Here is a 16,307-nt window from a genome sequence, read left to right as displayed (position 1 = left end):
TCGTGGATGGATGGCAGCGTGCCTTTGTCCTCCATAGCCGTCCGTGGAGCGAGACCAGCCTTATGCTGGACGTTTTCACGGAAGAGTCGGGCCGTGTGCGCCTTGTTGCTAAAGGCGCACGTTCCAAACGCTCCGGCCTGAAGGGCGCCTTACAGCCTTTCACTCCGCTGCTGGTACGCTTCGGCGGGCGTGGGGAAGTCAAAACCCTGCGCAGTGCCGAAGCCGTCTCTCTGGCGCTCCCCCTTTCTGGTATCACGCTGTACAGCGGTCTCTATGTCAACGAACTCATCTCACGTGTTCTGGAGCATGAGACTCGCTTCTCTGAACTTTTCTTTGATTACCTGCACTGTATCCAGGCGCTGGCCGGCGCTACCGGTACGCCCGAACCTGCCCTGCGTCGTTTTGAACTGGCGCTGCTTGGACACCTGGGCTATGGGGTCGATTTTTTGCATTGTGCAGGGAGCGGAGACGAGGTAGAGGATGCGATGACCTATCGCTACCGTGAAGAAAAAGGCTTTATCGCCAGCGTTGTGATAGATAACAGCACCTTTACCGGGCGACAGCTTAGAGCGCTGTATGCGCGCGAGTTTCCCGATCAGGATACCCTTCGCGCAGCAAAACGCTTTACCCGGATTGCGCTCAAGCCGTATCTTGGCGGCAAGCCCTTAAAGAGCCGCGAATTGTTCAGGCAGTTTATGCCGAAACGTTAACGTATCAGACCCTCGCTCCAGCCCTCTCATTGAGGGAGAGGGAGGCAGGGACACGAACTAAAATACCGAGGATTGTCATGGCTGAATTACTGTTAGGCGTCAACATTGATCACATCGCCACGCTGCGTAATGCACGCGGCACGGCTTATCCCGATCCGGTTCAGGCGGCGTTCATCGCTGAGCAGGCTGGCGCCGATGGCATTACCGTTCACCTGCGTGAAGACCGCCGTCATATTACCGACCGCGATGTGCGCATTTTGCGTCAGACGCTGGACACCCGCATGAACCTGGAGATGGCGGTCACGGAAGAGATGCTGACGATTGCCTGCGAGACGAAGCCGCATTTCTGCTGCCTGGTACCGGAAAAACGTCAGGAAGTGACCACCGAAGGGGGCCTGGACGTGGCGGGTCAACGCGACAAAATGCGTGATGCCTGCAAGCGTCTGGCTGAGGCAGGTATCCTGGTCTCTCTGTTCATCGACGCCGATGTAGCACAGATCAAAGCGGCTGCCGAAGTGGGCGCGCCCTATATTGAAATTCATACCGGCTGTTACGCTGATGCGAAAGACGAAACTACGCAGGCCAAAGAGCTGGAGCGTATCGCCAATGCGGCCACCTATGCCGCGAGCCTGGGGCTGAAAGTTAACGCCGGGCATGGCCTGACCTACCATAACGTCAAGGCCATTGCAGCCCTGCCAGAAATGCATGAGCTGAATATCGGCCACGCTATTATTGGCCGTGCGGTAATGAGTGGCCTGAAAGAGGCGGTCTCAGAAATGAAACGCCTGATGCTGGAAGCGCGTCAGTAATGGCTATTCTGGGCTTAGGCACCGATATCGTTGAAATAGCCCGCATTGAAGCGGTGATCGCCCGTAGCGGCGATCGCCTGGCACGACGCGTGTTGAGCGATAACGAATGGGCCATCTGGGAGACGCATCAGCAGCCGGTACGTTTTCTGGCCAAGCGCTTTGCCGTCAAAGAGGCGGCAGCCAAAGCCTTCGGCACCGGTATTCGTAACGGTCTGGCGTTTAACCAGTTTGAAGTGTTTAACGATGAGCTGGGTAAACCGCGCCTGCGTTTATGGGGTGAGGCGCAAACGCTGGCAGAGAAACTCGGCGTAAATCACATGCACGTGACGCTCGCCGATGAACGCCACTACGCCTGCGCGACGGTGATTATCGAAAGTTAAAGTTTGTCCGCGTGATGCAGCAGGACAAACTTATCCCAAAGCTGCTCTTCGCTCTCGACGTGTGCCGGATCCTTCAGGATGGTATTGGGGATTGGGCACACTTTCTGACAGGTCGGCGTTTCGTAGTGGCCGATGCATTCAGTGCAGCGGTCGCTGTTAATCTCATAAATGCTCTCGCCCATCGAAATCGCCTGGTTCGGGCATTCCGGTTCGCACATATCGCAATTGATGCATTTTTTGGTGATTAACAGCGTCATCAGGAAATTCTCAGAAACAACACAAACAGGGCGGGCATTATACGCTCATTACCTGTTCAAACCAGTTTTTTTACCAGCTCTTCACTGTGCCGGATACGCTCTGGCGCGTGCTCCAGATCCTGTTGCACCAGGGCCATAAACAGCAGGTCGGTCAACATCATCTGCGCACTTGTCGAGGAGATCGCCGCGCTGCGCGTGGCCTGCTCTTCCGCGATAGTATATAAACAGCGCGTAGCCCGCTGCTGCAGCGCGTTGGGAGTAAACCCGGTGATGGCCAGAATCTTACCGCCTACGCGTAAGGCTTCATCGGTAGCCATATTGATCTCGCGGCGTTCGCCGGAATAGGAGATCGCCAGCAGCAGATCGTTAGCATCCATCGCCTGCACGGTCGCCAGCAGGGCGTGCATATCCTGCTCGACAATGGCGTTGTAACCTATTTTTGTCAGCTTCCAGCCAAAGTTACGTGCCACCAGTCCGGACGCGCCTATCCCGGTCAAAATAATACGTCGCGCTGCACGCAGCATCGCCACGCTTTCCAGTAATTTTTCTTCGGTATTCACATCAAGGGTGGCATGCATGGCCGCGACATTCTCTTTGATGAGCTTCTCTCCCACCAGACGCATCGGGTCATCGCCACGAATCTGATTATGTACCGGCATCGACTGCGGATTGGGGTTACTCACCAGGGCTTCGCTAATCGCCAGCTTGAGAGCCGGGAAGCCTTTAAAGCCAATCTTCTGGGCAAATTTTACCACGCTCGACTGACTCACTCCGGCCTCGCTCGCCAGCTGCTGCGAGCTGAGATGGCGGGCATGGTCGGGCTGAGAGAGCAGAAAATCCGCCAGTTTTTTGTCGCTTTGAGCAAAGCCTGCATACCGCTGGCGAATGCGAATTAAACAGTTCATAGGTTCTCCTGGCGAAATTGTGATTGTCTGCGCAAATACGAATTTTGCTCGCCTGAATGAATTTTATATTCCATTATAGTGAGATTATTATGAATTAAAAATTCTTGAGGTACAAAAGATGAATCTTGGCTCACTTGTTTCTGAAACGCGTAACCCACAAACCATGGATCTGGATGCGCTCAGCACCCTGGAGCTGGTTAACCGTTTTAATCAACAGGATACGCTGGTCGCGCAGGCAGTGAAAGAGACATTACCCGAGGTGGCGAAAGCTGTCGATGCGGCGGCGGAAGCACTGAAGGCCGGTGGTCGCATTATCTACATGGGCGCCGGAACCAGCGGGCGTCTTGGTGTGCTGGATGCCTCTGAATGCCCGCCAACGTTTGGTGTGCCGCACGGTCTGGTGGTCGGGTTGATTGCTGGCGGCCCTGGCGCGCTGCTGAAAGCCGTGGAAGGGGCGGAAGATAACAAACAGCTCGGCGAGGATGACCTGAAGGGGCTAAATCTGACCGCTCAGGATCTGGTTGTTGGGCTGGCGGCCTCCGGGCGTACGCCGTACGTTATCGGCGGTCTGGAGTATGCCAACAAGACGGGCTGTACCACGGTGGCGATTTCCTGTAATCCTGGCTCGCCGATTGCGCAGGTCGCTGCTATCGCTATCTCTCCGGTTGTCGGCCCGGAAGCGTTAACCGGCTCTACGCGTCTGAAATCCGGCACCGCGCAAAAGCTGGTGCTCAACATGATCTCCACTGGCGCGATGGTGAAGTTTGGCAAGGTTTATCAGAACCTGATGGTGGATATGCAAGCGACCAACGTCAAGCTGGTGGACAGAGCCTGCCGTATGGTCATGGAGGCGACGGGAGCAAGCCGCGAAGAGGCGGAAGCGGTACTGAAACAAACCGATCACGATGTTAAACCGGCCATTCTGATGATCCTGAGCGGACTGGACGCTGCGGCCGCCAGAGCAAGGCTCAATGCCCATAACGGGTTCTTACGGGCGGCATTAGAAAACTAACAGAGGCGTGTATGGACAAAACAGCAGCGCTCGCCAGCGATATCCTGCAGGGGATCGGTGGGGAAAAAAATATTCAGCGTCTGGAAAACTGCATGACGCGCGTGCGCGTCGAGGTACATAACGACGAGCAGCTTGATGTGCCGCGTCTGAAGCAGCTTTCCGGCGTGAGTGGTTACGTTAAACAGGGGCAACAGCACCAGCTGATTGTCGGGCCGGGAAAGGCGGCGCAGGTTGTGGATGCCATGCGTGCGCTGATGGTCGGCGGCGAGAGCGTGGCGATCGATGACGTCGAACGTACGAAGGCGCAGGCAAAGGCCCGATACAAAGCCCCCATGAGCGATGCGCTGCGACAACTGGCCAACGTCTTTATTCCGCTGATCCCGGCGTTTATTGCCTCTGGCTTAATCACCGGGATCATCAATATTCTTAAGCGTCCGGATATCGTAGGGGACTTCGCGACCCAGTATCCTAATTTATTAGGCATTCTCGGGATTTTCGGCAGCGCCGTGTTTGCCATCATGAACATTCTGGTGGGGGTCAACACCGCGAAGGTCTTTGGCGGCTCGCTGGCCATGGGCGGGGTGATGGCAGGTATTCTGTCCAGCCCACAACTGGCGCAGATAACCCTGTTTGGTGAGGCGCTCCAGCCTGGCCGCGGCGGGGTGATTGCCGTGCTGCTGGTGGTCATCCTGATGTGCTGGATCGAGAAGAAACTGCGCACCCTCCTGCCTGGATCAATTGAGCTGATCCTCAATCCACTGTTAACGACGTTGATCACCGGCAGCGTGGCTATTGTGGCGTTGCAACCGCTGGGAGGCTGGATCTCTGAGGCCATCGCCCATGGCGCATCGCTGGCTATCGATCGCGGCGGTCTGTTAGTGGGGGCCGTGCTGTCAGGCACCTTCTTGCCGCTGGTACTGACCGGTCTGCATCAGGGGCTGGTGCCGATCCACGTCGAGCTGGTACAGGCGCACGGTTACAACGCGCTGCTGCCCATCCTGTCGATGGCTGGCGTGGGGCAGGTCGGGGCGGCGATTGCCGTACTGATGAAAACCCGCAACGCGCGGCTGAAAAAAGTGATCAAAGGTGCGCTGCCGGTCGGATTACTCGGAATTGGCGAGCCGCTGATTTTCGGCGTCACGCTGCCGCTGGGGAAACCGTTCCTCGGTGCTTGCCTGGGAGGGGCGGTAGGCGGAGCGCTGATCAGCTACTGGAAAGTGGCAACGGTGATCACCTTCGGGATCTCCGGGCTGCCGCTGGCGCTCACCATCGTGACCGGAAAAGTTATGCTCTATCTGTTAGGCTATCTGGTAGCGGTGATCGCCGGGTTCCTGTTTACCTGGCTGTTAGGATTCAACGATCCAGAGGAGTAAGGTTTGGCAAATCACGAGCGTCGCGTTGTTTTTTTCGACCTGGACGGTACGCTGCATCAGCAGGATATGTTTGGTACGTTTATGCGCTACCTGCTGCGGCGTCAGCCTTTGAATGCGCTGCTCGTATTACCTCTGTTACCCGTAATTGGCATTGCGCTGCTGCTAAAAGGCCGGGCAGCGCGCTGGCCAATGAGCCTGTTGCTCTGGGGCTGTACCTTTGGACGCAGCGAAGCGCGGCTTAAACAGCTTCAGCAGGATTTTGTGCACTGGTTTCGCGGACATGTGACCGCGTTTCCGGTTGTTCAGGCAAGGCTTACCAGCTATCTCGACGCGAACGATGCCGACATCTGGTTGATTACCGGATCCCCGCAAGCGCTGGTGGAACAGGTCTATTATGATACCCCGTGGCTGCCGCGGGTGAATCTTATCGCCACGCAAATTACCCGCGGGTACGGCGGATGGGTACTGACCATGCGCTGCCTGGGACATGAAAAGGTGGTGCAACTGGAGAAGCGAATCGGTACGCCACTGCGTCTTTACAGCGGCTACAGCGACAGTAAGCAGGACAACCCACTGCTCTATTTTTGCCAGCATCGCTGGCGCGTCACGCCCGCAGGCGAACTTCAGCAACTCGAATAGTCTTATCTATAGCGGGTGTGTATAATGCCGCCCGCTTTTAGACTGGAGTATCAACCGTTGTGCAACCCTGAACGCGATCATGAATACTGGATGCGCCATGCGCTTACGCTTGCCCAGCGCGCCTGGGACGAGGGGGAAGTGCCCGTGGGTGCTGTGCTTGTCCACAATAACCAGGTGATAGGGGAAGGGTGGAACCGCCCGATTGGCCGTCACGATCCGACTGCGCACGCTGAAATCATGGCCCTTCGTCAGGGCGGAATGGTGCTGCAAAACTATCGTCTGCTTGATACCACGCTGTATGTCACGCTTGAGCCGTGCGTTATGTGTTCCGGCGCGATGGTGCATAGCCGTATCGGCACGCTGGTCTTTGGCGCGCGGGATGAAAAAACCGGAGCGGCCGGTTCGCTGATGGACGTACTGGGACACCCGGGGATGAACCACCAGGTGCAGACTATCGGTGGGGTACTTGCACCAGAGTGTGCGGGGCTATTAAGTGATTTCTTTCGAATGCGCCGTCAGCAGAAAAAGCAACAAAAGGCAGAATTGAAGTTGTCGGGCGAGTAAGTTCGTCCGGTGCCACCACCGGATAACTCTGGGCCAGTTGGTTTGCTTCTGCCGCCTCTTTTTCCTTCTCCAGCAGATAACCCACCAGGCTAATCTGATATTTACGGATATTTTCCACGTAGGCGTAGGCTTCATGCCCGCGCGCGTAACCGTAGGTCAGCTTGTTGTACCACGGCTTCTGGCTCAGCAGCGGCAGGCGCTGTTTTACGTCTGACCAGCTGTCCGGGTTACCTTTCGTTTTCGCCGTCAGCGCGCGCGCGTCAAGCATGTGCGCGTAACCCATGTTATAGGCTGCCAGTGCAAACCAGATCCGTTCCTCTTCAGGCACCGTCTCCGGTACTTTGCCCATCATATCCTGCAGATACCGTGCGCCGCCGCTGATGCTCTGTTCTGCATCGGTGCGGTCGGTCAGACCAAGGCTCTGAGCGGTATTTTTAGTGAGCATCATTAAGCCGCGAACGCCAGTGGGCGAGGTGGCCTGAGTATCCCAGTGGGATTCCTGATAAGAGATCGCTGCCAGTAATCGCCAGTCGATCTCCTGGGCATACTTCTCAAATAACGGCTGCAGGTCTGGCAGCACGCTATCGACCGCGCGCAAGAAGCTTCGGGTGTCGACGTAATCAAAATCGTCACCGTGGCCGAGGTATTTCTCTTCCAGACGCGCCAGCGTACCGTCTTCATTGATGGTGTTGAAGAAATCGAGCATCGCCGCAGAGAGGGTCTGATCGTCATCAAGCTGGCTAAACCAGGTCACCGGCTGTTCGTCTGTCACGTCCAGCGCCACCGCAATTTCGGGGTGCACGCGCTGGAAAAGGCTGATCGCGACCGAATCAGCGATGGTATAGGGCAGTTTTTTATCTTTTACCTGGTCCAGCAGCTCAGTCGTACCGAGCTTAGGATCAACCGTCCAGCTCAGGTCCGGGAATTTCTTCTCCTTGAGCTCACGCAGATCGTCAATCACGACGTGGCCCGGGGCGATGGTCAACTGTTGAGCATTAATCGCCGCCAGCGTTCGCGGGCGCAGGCTCCCGACCCGGTAGACCAGCTGTTGCGAAACGGAGTAGTAGGTTGGGCCTGGCTGATAGTTCTTGCTGCGCTCGCTGTTGTAAACCAGCCCGGCCGCAAGGATATCGGCATCGTTGTTATCCAGGTCATCAAACAGCTGGCTGATATTCTGACGGACGGTAATTTTGAGCTTCACGCCAAGATAGTCGGCAAACTGCTGCGCCAGTTCATAATCCAGGCCAATCGTTTTGCCGTTAATGTCGCTGTAAATCAGCGGCGAGTTGAGGGTACTGACACGCAATTCCCCCCGCTCCTGTATGGCGGCGATACGGTTTTCGGCTTTACCGAACCAGGGGATGGAAGGCCAGAGGGCCACTGCCAGCAGCAACGTTACAATGCCGATGAGCAGATAATTAATCTTTAATTTTTTCAATTAGTTAATTCTCTGCGACGCCGGGTGCCTCAGTATGCTGTAGCCATGTTAAGAATAAGGTTTGCCATTGAATGAGCGGCATTTTGCGTAAAGTTACGCCACTTGGCAACAAATTAGAGAGAGAGGTCACATCTATTGTTAAACGTAAACGTTGATTTTATTTCGACGCAAACGGTTTCGTCGACGCTCAGGATTCTCTATAATGACGCCCGTTTTCCCCCCTTGCGCACACTGTAAGCGCCCCGGCGCTTCGAAGACGAGAGACTTATGATGGAAATTCTGCGTGGTTCGCCTGCACTGTCTGCCTTCCGTATCAATAAACTGCTGGCACGTTTTCAGGCAGCCGACCTTCCGGTAAGCAATATTTACGCTGAGTATGTCCATTTTGCTGACCTGAATGCACCCCTGAATGCAGAGGAGCGAGTACAGCTGGAACGCCTGCTCAAATATGGTCCAAGCCTGAGCAGCCATACGCCAACCGGCAAACTGATCCTTGCGACGCCTCGTCCAGGCACCATCTCCCCCTGGTCTTCCAAAGCCACCGACATCGCCCACAACTGTGGTCTGAACCAGATTAACCGTCTGGAGCGCGGCGTGGCGTACTACGTTGAAGCCTCTACCCTGACCGATGCGCAGTGGCAAACCGTTGCCGCTGAGCTGCACGACCGCATGATGGAGAGTGTCTTTGCCTCTCTGGACGATGCGCAGAAACTCTTCTCCCACCATCAGCCTGCGCCGGTACAGAGCGTCGATTTGCTGGGGCAGGGCCGTCAGGCGCTGATTGACGCCAACCTGCGTCTCGGTCTGGCACTGGCAGAAGACGAAATTGACTACCTGCAGGATGCGTTTGTTAAGCTGAACCGCAACCCGAACGACATCGAACTTTACATGTTCGCTCAGGCAAACTCTGAGCACTGCCGTCACAAGATTTTCAACGCCGACTGGATTATCGACGGTGAAGAGCAGCCGAAGTCGCTGTTCAAAATGATCAAAAACACCATGGAAAAAACGCCTGACCACGTGCTGTCTGCCTACAAAGACAACGCCGCGGTGATGGAAGGTTCTGACGTGGGCCGCTTCTTCGCCGATCGCGAAGCAGGGCGCTATGATTTCCATCAGGAGCCGGCGCATATCCTGATGAAAGTCGAAACGCATAACCACCCGACGGCGATCTCGCCGTGGCCTGGTGCGGCGACCGGGTCTGGCGGGGAAATCCGCGACGAAGGCGCAACCGGACGGGGTGCTAAACCAAAAGCCGGTCTGGTCGGTTTCTCCGTCTCCAACCTGCGCATCCCGGGCTTTGAGCAGCCGTGGGAAGAAGATTTCGGCAAGCCGGAACGTATTGTGACCGCGCTGGATATCATGACCGAAGGCCCACTGGGCGGGGCGGCGTTCAACAATGAATTTGGACGTCCTGCGCTGAACGGTTACTTCCGTACCTACGAAGAGAAAGTGGAGAGCCACAATGGCGAAGAGCTGCGCGGCTATCACAAACCGATCATGCTGGCTGGCGGGATCGGTAACATTCGCGCCGATCACGTGCAAAAAGGCGAGATCGTAGTTGGTGCGAAGCTGATCGTTCTGGGTGGCCCGGCAATGAACATCGGCCTGGGCGGCGGGGCTGCCTCCTCTATGACCTCCGGTCAGTCTGATGCGGATCTCGATTTTGCATCCGTACAGCGTGATAACCCGGAGATGGAACGCCGTTGCCAGGAGGTCATTGACCGCTGCTGGCAGCTGGGTGATGCCAACCCCATCCTCTTTATTCACGACGTAGGCGCGGGCGGTCTGTCCAACGCCATGCCGGAGCTGGTCAGTGACGGTGGTCGTGGCGGTCGTTTCAACCTGCGCGACATCCTGAGTGATGAGCCAGGCATGAGCCCGCTGGAAATCTGGTGTAACGAATCCCAGGAACGTTATGTTCTGGCCGTCGCTGCCGATCAGCTGCCGCTGTTTGACGAGCTGTGCCGCCGCGAGCGTGCCCCGTATGCCGTCATCGGTGAAGCGACCGAAGCGCTGCACCTGTCCCTGAGCGACACCCATTTCGACAACCAGCCGATCGATCTGCCGCTGGACGTGCTGCTCGGTAAAACGCCGAAGATGACCCGCGACGTTGAGACCCGTAAAGCAGCTGGCAAAGCGCTGGATCGTCAGGGTATTACCGTGGCTGACGCGGTCAATCGCGTTCTGCACCTGCCGGCCGTGGCGGAGAAAACCTTCCTGGTCACCATCGGCGACCGTACCGTGACCGGTATGGTGTCGCGCGATCAGATGGTTGGCCCGTGGCAGATCCCGGTGGCTAACTGTGCCGTCACCACCGCGAGTCTCGACAGCTTCTACGGTGAAGCGATGGCGCTGGGCGAACGTACCCCGGTCGCTCTGCTGGACTTCGCCGCGTCTGCTCGTCTGGCCGTTGGTGAAGCACTGACCAACATTGCCGCAACGCAGATTGGCGACATTAAACGTATCAAACTTTCCGCGAACTGGATGGCCGCAGCGGGCCACCCGGGCGAAGATGCGGGCCTGTATGAAGCCGTGAAGGCGGTGGGTGAAGAGCTCTGCCCGGCACTTGGCCTGACCATTCCGGTGGGTAAAGACTCCATGTCGATGAAGACCCGCTGGCAGGAGGGTAACGAGCAGCGCGAGATGACCTCTCCGCTGTCGCTGATCATCTCCGCGTTTGCCCGCGTAGAAGACGTGCGCCATACCGTGACGCCACAGCTGGTGACTGAAGATAACGCCCTGCTGCTGATTGACCTGGGTAAAGGCCATAACGCGCTGGGAGCGACCGCGCTGGCGCAGGTTTATCGTCAGCTGGGTGATAAGCCGGCAGATGTGCGTGATGTGGCGCAGTTAAAAGGTTTCTACGACGCCATCCAGGCCCTGGTGGCACAGCGTAAACTGCTGGCCTACCACGACCGTTCCGACGGTGGCCTGCTGGTTACTCTGGCTGAGATGGCCTTCACCGGCCACTGCGGCGTCGAAGCGAACATCGCGACGCTGGGCGAGGATCGTCTGGCGGCGCTGTTTAACGAAGAGCTGGGCGCGGTGATTCAGGTGCGTGCCGCAGATCGTGACGCGGTTGAAAGCGTACTGGCTCAGCACGGCCTGGCAGATTGCGTGCATTATCTGGGTAAAGCCGTGCAGGGCGACCGCTTTGTCATTGAAGCGGATGGCCACGCGGTGTTCAGCGAGAGCCGTTCTACCCTGCGTATGTGGTGGGCTGAAACCACCTGGCAGATGCAGCGCCTGCGTGACAACCCGGAGTGTGCCGATCAGGAACACAACGCGAAGGCTAACGACAACGATCCTGGCCTGAACGTGAAGCTCTCCTTCGACATCAACGAAGATATCGCCGCGCCGTACATTGCGACCGGCGCGCGTCCGAAAGTGGCCGTACTGCGTGAGCAGGGCGTCAACTCCCACGTTGAGATGGCTGCTGCCTTCTACCGTGCGGGCTTTGATGCCATCGACGTTCACATGAGCGACCTGCTGGCCGGGCGTACCGGTCTGGAAGATTTCCAGGCGCTGGTCGCCTGCGGTGGTTTCTCTTACGGCGACGTGCTGGGGGCAGGTGAGGGTTGGGCGAAGTCCATCCTCTTCAACAGCCGTGTTCGCGACGAGTTTGAAACCTTCTTCCACCGTCCGCAAACGCTGGCGCTGGGCGTATGTAATGGCTGTCAGATGATGTCCAACCTGCGCGAGCTGATCCCCGGTAGTGAAGCCTGGCCGCGCTTTGTGCGTAACCAGTCTGACCGCTTTGAAGCGCGTTTCAGCCTCGTGGAAGTGACCCAAAGCCCGTCTCTGCTGCTGCAGGGCATGGTAGGGTCTCAGATGCCAATCGCCGTTTCCCATGGCGAAGGCCAGGTTGAAGTGCGCGATGCAGCTCATCTGGCTCAGCTTGAAAGCAAAGGCCTGGTGGCGCTGCGCTTTGTCGATAATTTCGGCAAGGTGACAGAATCCTACCCGGCTAACCCGAACGGTTCGGTGAACGGTATCACTGCGGTGACCAGCGAAAGCGGTCGTGCGACCATTATGATGCCGCACCCGGAACGTGTGTTCCGTACCGTGAGCAACTCCTGGCACCCGGAAAACTGGGGCGAGGACAGCCCGTGGATGCGTATCTTCCGTAATGCGCGTAAACAGCTAGGTTAAGCGTACCGCTACTCCCACAGCAGGCCCGGTGCGCGAAAACGCCACCGGGCTTTTTTGTGCCTGTCGCAAAACCGCGACAATCCGCTATTCGTGGTGTCTCCAAAAGGAGACATTTAACTCATTGAATTGTATAGAGTGTGATGGGTTGTCGTTAAGGTGTTGCTTTTTAGCGACACTTAGCCTGGAAATCATTCAGCTGGCAATTAACGGCATAATTGCATAAAATAGTTAAATATCAACAAGATAATTTATTGTTTTGCATTATGGCACGAGTGTTGCATAATATTAATCAGTGGCTCATTCACCTTCTTATGTCAGCCCCTTCGGGACGTGCTACATAAACTTCGAATGACGCACAAAAAGGTGCCTGCCGTCCAACTACTGATCATAGCGTTGCTTTATCAGGCCAGGGCGAAACGTCGAGTTAGGCACCGCCTCATTCCATGACAAAGCCGGGTTTTTACCCGGCTTTGTTGTATCTGAAGGGCAGACTCAGTTACGCTCTCCTCAAACCCCGATAAAGAGAGTAATGCGTTGAAACGCTGGCCCGTTTTTCCTCGTTCCCTGCGACAGCTTGTCATGATGGCCTTTCTGCTGATCCTGCTGCCTTTGCTGATCCTGGCATGGCAGGCGTGGCAGAGTCTCAACGCGCTGAGTGCGCAGGCGGCACTGACTAACCGCACGACGCTGATCGACGCCCGACGCAGTGAAGCGATGACTAACGCCGCGCTGGAGATGGAACGCAGCTATCGGCAGTACTGCGTGCTTGACGATCCTACTCTGGAAAAGGTCTATCAGAATCAACGTAAACGCTACAGTGAAATGCTGGACGCCCATGCAGGGGTGCTGCCGGACGATAAGCTTTATCAGGCGTTACGTCAGGATTTGAACGATCTGGCGCAACTGCAGTGTAAGAACAGCGGCCCGGATGCCGCAGCGGCTGCCCGTCTGGAAGCCTTTGCGAATGCCAATACCGAGATGGTGCAGTCTACCCGCACGGTTATCTTCTCGCGCGGGCAACAGCTGCAGCAGGAGATTGCGGAACGTGGCCAGTTCTTTGGCTGGCAGGCGCTGGTGCTGTTCCTCGTCAGCCTCGGTCTTGTTCTGCTCTTTACCCGCATGATCATCGGCCCGGTGAAGGGTATCCAGCGCATGATTAACCGCCTGGGCGAGGGGAAGTCTCTCGGGGATACGGTCGCCTTTAAAGGTCCTCGCGAGTTGCGCTCCGTTGGCCAGCGCATTATCTGGCTTTCTGAACGTCTGGCATGGCTGGAATCCCAGCGCCATCAGTTCTTGCGTCATATTTCCCATGAGCTTAAAACGCCGCTTGCCAGCATGCGCGAAGGAACGGAACTGCTGGCAGATGAAGTGGCGGGGCCGCTTACGCCCGAACAGAAAGAGATTGTCGACATCCTGGATGCCAGCAGCCGCAATCTGCAAAAGCTGATTGAGCAACTGCTGGACTACAACCGCAAGCTGGCGGATGGCGCGGTGGTGCTGGAAAACGTCGATATTGCGCCGCTGGTGGATATGGTGATCTCCGCCCATAGCTTGCCAGCAAGAGCTAAAATGATGCATACCGGGGTGGAGCTCAGTGAGCCAACCTGCCTCGCGGAACCGATGCTGTTGATGAGCGTTCTGGATAATCTTTACTCCAATGCGGTGCACTATGGTACTGAATCCGGTAACATTTATATCCGAAGTTATACGAATGGTTCACGGGTGTTTATTGACGTCGCTAACACCGGCACTCCAATCCCTGATGACGAAAAAACCATGATCTTTGAACCCTTTTTCCAGGGAAGTCATCAGCGGAAAGGGGCGGTAAAAGGAAGTGGGCTGGGCCTGAGTATTGCCCGGGACTGCATACGACGCATGCAGGGTGAGCTGAAAATTGCCACGGACGAACGGTCAGATGTTTGCTTCCGTATTGAACTGCCCCTGAGCCGGAAAAATCAATGAAATGAATCTATGCCTGGTGAGTATGTCACACGTCTTTTCCCGCGCCGTGCGCGCGGTGTTTTCCAGCAATATGTTTCGCCTGAGCCTGCCCTGTTTATTTCTGGCGGGCTGTGTTTCCCATGTGCCGCAAAGTGCGATTAGCGATAAACAACAAGATAAATGGCCAGATAATCAGCTGGCAGATTTTCTGTCGACCCGCTGTGACGACATCTGGAATCTGTCGGGGCATGACGTCGAGAGCAATCCGCTGTTCTGGCTACGTGGAATAGATTGCGCTCAGCGTCTGGCGCCGGTCGAGGCGCGCTCGCAAGCGGCGATGCTCAATGACGATACCTGGCAGGACGCGTTCAAGCGTGGAATTTTACTCGCGGATGCGAAAATCACCCCCGTCGAGCGTCGCACCAACGTCACGCGGCTGGACACGTTTGTCGGAAATCTTCCGGCGCAGGTGCGCCCGGTGTATCAGCTCTGGCGTGATGGTCAGGCGTTACAACTGCAGTTGTCTGAAGAGCGTTTTCGCTACAGCAAATTACAGCAATCCACCGACAGCGAGCTTGATACGCTGCGCCAGCAGGAGCAGCACTTGCGTGCTCAACTGGATACCACGACGCGCAAGCTTGAAAACCTGACCGACATCGAAAGGCAGCTCTCGACGCGTAAACCGGCCGGAAATTATCTGCCTGACGCGCCAAAAGGGTCAGCCGCGACGCCAGACGGTGATGCGCAGAAACAAGAGGATGTGAAGCCATGACAAGCCGAAAACCTGCCCATCTCTTACTGGTGGATGACGATCCGGGGCTGTTAAAGCTGCTGGGGATGCGTCTGGTCAGTGAAGGCTACAGCGTGGTGACGGCGGAAAGCGGGCAGGAGGGGCTGAAAGTCCTGAGCCGCGAGAAGGTTGATCTGGTGATTAGCGACCTGCGAATGGATGAAATGGATGGCCTGCAGCTGTTCGCGGAGATCCAGAAGCAGCAGCCTGGCATGCCGGTGATCATCCTGACGGCGCACGGATCGATTCCGGATGCCGTTGCCGCGACGCAGCAGGGGGTATTCAGCTTCCTCACCAAGCCGGTAGATAAAGATGCCCTCTATAAGGCTATCGACAGCGCGCTTGAGCACGCGGCTCCGTCGAATGATGAAGCGTGGCGGGAGTCTATCGTCACCCGCAGCCCGATTATGCTGCGTCTGCTCGAACAGGCCCGGATGGTGGCACAGTCAGACGTTAGCGTGCTGATTAACGGCCAGAGCGGTACCGGGAAAGAGATCCTTGCCCAGGCTATCCATAACGCCAGCCCGCGCAGCAAAAACGCCTTTATCGCGATTAACTGTGGTGCGCTCCCTGAACAACTGCTTGAGTCTGAACTGTTTGGTCATGCCCGCGGGGCGTTCACCGGGGCGGTGAGCAGCCGGGAAGGGCTTTTCCAGGCGGCAGAAGGCGGCACACTTTTTCTGGACGAGATTGGCGATATGCCGGCACCGCTGCAGGTCAAATTGCTGCGTGTTTTGCAGGAGCGAAAAGTGCGCCCCCTCGGCAGTAACCGCGATATCGATATTAACGTGCGTATCATTTCGGCCACGCACCGCGATTTACCAAAAGTCATGGCGCGCAACGAGTTTCGTGAAGATCTCTACTACCGTCTGAACGTGGTGAACCTGAAAATTCCGGCACTGGCCGAGCGGGCGGAAGATATTCCGCTGCTGGCAAACCATCTTTTGCGCCAGGCGGCCGATCGGCATAAGCCTTTTGTCCGGGCGTTTTCCACCGATGCGATGAAACGGCTGATGGCTGCAAGCTGGCCGGGCAACGTGCGCCAGCTGGTGAACGTTATTGAACAGTGCGTGGCGCTGACCTCGTCACCCGTCATTAGCGACGCGCTGGTGGAGCAGGCGCTGGAAGGGGAAAACACCGCGCTGCCGACGTTTGCAGAAGCGCGTAATCAGTTCGAAATGAACTATCTGCGCAAGCTCCTGCAGATAACCAAAGGCAACGTAACCCATGCGGCGCGTATGGCCGGGCGCAACCGTACTGAGTTCTACAAGCTGCTCTCCCGCCATGAGCTGGAAGCAAACGATTTTAAAGAGTAGTACCGCAAAATCTGAATG

14 protein-coding genes are annotated in these 16,307 nt (G+C 56.6%); 11 read left to right on the top strand and 3 right to left on the bottom strand.

What is annotated here, in order from left to right; translation table 11 throughout:
• Window positions 1-2 precede the first annotated feature (2 nt).
• The 3 genes from recO to acpS all read left to right on the top strand — a co-directional run bounded on the left by recO (window position 3) and on the right by acpS (window position 1,899).
• Window positions 3-710, top strand: coding sequence for a DNA repair protein RecO (gene recO, locus AM379_RS02120; RefSeq protein WP_014171211.1), 708 nt, complete (start codon window positions 3-5; stop codon window positions 708-710).
• A gap of 77 nt (window positions 711-787) precedes the next feature.
• The gene (pdxJ, locus tag AM379_RS02115; RefSeq protein WP_014171210.1) at window positions 788-1,519 is read left to right on the top strand and encodes a pyridoxine 5'-phosphate synthase; all 732 of its coding nucleotides are present in this window, start codon (window positions 788-790) and stop codon (window positions 1,517-1,519) included.
• On the top strand, window positions 1,519-1,899 hold the full coding sequence (acpS, locus tag AM379_RS02110; RefSeq protein WP_014171209.1) for a holo-ACP synthase: 381 nt from the start codon (window positions 1,519-1,521) through the stop codon (window positions 1,897-1,899). Before pdxJ ends, acpS begins: the two co-directional genes overlap by 1 nt.
• Here acpS and AM379_RS02105 read toward each other — a convergent pair.
• A complete protein-coding gene (locus tag AM379_RS02105; RefSeq protein WP_032678702.1) occupies window positions 1,896-2,156 on the bottom strand; it encodes a YfhL family 4Fe-4S dicluster ferredoxin in 261 nt (86 codons plus the stop codon). The two genes, acpS and AM379_RS02105, sit on opposite strands and share 4 nt — an antisense overlap.
• A 56-nt stretch (window positions 2,157-2,212) precedes the next feature.
• A complete protein-coding gene (locus tag AM379_RS02100; protein WP_014171207.1) occupies window positions 2,213-3,061 on the bottom strand; it encodes a MurR/RpiR family transcriptional regulator in 849 nt (282 codons plus the stop codon).
• 118 nt (window positions 3,062-3,179) lie between these two features.
• Between AM379_RS02100 and murQ the strand changes: the two genes are divergently transcribed.
• From murQ to tadA, 4 genes are read left to right on the top strand one after another with little or no spacing between them, the layout of a single operon-like run.
• Window positions 3,180-4,073 carry an N-acetylmuramic acid 6-phosphate etherase gene (gene murQ / locus AM379_RS02095; protein ID WP_014171205.1) on the top strand — a complete coding sequence of 298 codons (894 nt, stop codon included), beginning with the start codon at window positions 3,180-3,182 and terminating at the stop codon, window positions 4,071-4,073.
• 11 nt (window positions 4,074-4,084) lie between these two features.
• Window positions 4,085-5,446, top strand: a complete 1,362-nt coding sequence (locus tag AM379_RS02090) for a PTS transporter subunit EIIC (RefSeq protein ID WP_014171204.1) — start codon at window positions 4,085-4,087, stop codon at window positions 5,444-5,446.
• Between the two features lie 3 nt (window positions 5,447-5,449).
• Complete coding sequence (gene yfhb / locus AM379_RS02085) at window positions 5,450-6,085, top strand: phosphatidylglycerophosphatase C (RefSeq protein ID WP_020883009.1); 636 nt, start codon at window positions 5,450-5,452, stop codon at window positions 6,083-6,085.
• Window positions 6,086-6,109: 24 nt separating this feature from the next.
• Window positions 6,110-6,649 carry a tRNA adenosine(34) deaminase TadA gene (tadA, locus tag AM379_RS02080; protein WP_020883010.1) on the top strand — a complete coding sequence of 180 codons (540 nt, stop codon included), beginning with the start codon at window positions 6,110-6,112 and terminating at the stop codon, window positions 6,647-6,649.
• Here tadA and mltF read toward each other — a convergent pair.
• Entirely contained in the window at window positions 6,537-8,087 is a 1,551-nt protein-coding gene (mltF, locus tag AM379_RS02075) for a membrane-bound lytic murein transglycosylase MltF (protein ID WP_014171200.1), read from the bottom strand. The two genes, tadA and mltF, sit on opposite strands and share 113 nt — an antisense overlap.
• A 267-nt stretch (window positions 8,088-8,354) precedes the next feature.
• Between mltF and purL the strand changes: the two genes are divergently transcribed.
• From purL to glrR, 4 genes are all read left to right on the top strand, one after another.
• Window positions 8,355-12,242 carry a phosphoribosylformylglycinamidine synthase gene (gene purL / locus AM379_RS02070; RefSeq protein WP_032678701.1) on the top strand — a complete coding sequence of 1,296 codons (3,888 nt, stop codon included), beginning with the start codon at window positions 8,355-8,357 and terminating at the stop codon, window positions 12,240-12,242.
• A 534-nt stretch (window positions 12,243-12,776) separates the two neighbouring features.
• Window positions 12,777-14,204: a two component system sensor histidine kinase QseE/GlrK gene (qseE, locus tag AM379_RS02065; RefSeq protein ID WP_025203453.1), complete on the top strand. Its 1,428-nt coding sequence runs from the start codon at window positions 12,777-12,779 to the stop codon at window positions 14,202-14,204.
• A 1-nt stretch (window position 14,205) separates the two neighbouring features.
• Entirely contained in the window at window positions 14,206-14,955 is a 750-nt protein-coding gene (gene qseG / locus AM379_RS02060) for a two-component system QseEF-associated lipoprotein QseG (RefSeq protein ID WP_025203454.1), read from the top strand.
• Window positions 14,952-16,289: a two-component system response regulator GlrR gene (gene glrR, locus AM379_RS02055; RefSeq protein ID WP_032678699.1), complete on the top strand. Its 1,338-nt coding sequence runs from the start codon at window positions 14,952-14,954 to the stop codon at window positions 16,287-16,289. Before qseG ends, glrR begins: the two co-directional genes overlap by 4 nt.
• The last annotated feature ends 18 nt before the right edge of the window (window positions 16,290-16,307 follow it).

This window comes from Enterobacter cloacae complex sp. FDA-CDC-AR_0132, from assembly GCF_003010695.1.
Classification (GTDB): domain Bacteria; phylum Pseudomonadota; class Gammaproteobacteria; order Enterobacterales; family Enterobacteriaceae; genus Enterobacter; species Enterobacter ludwigii.
Note: the sequence above shows the minus strand (reverse complement) of the source record. Positions and strands in the feature narration are given on the sequence as shown.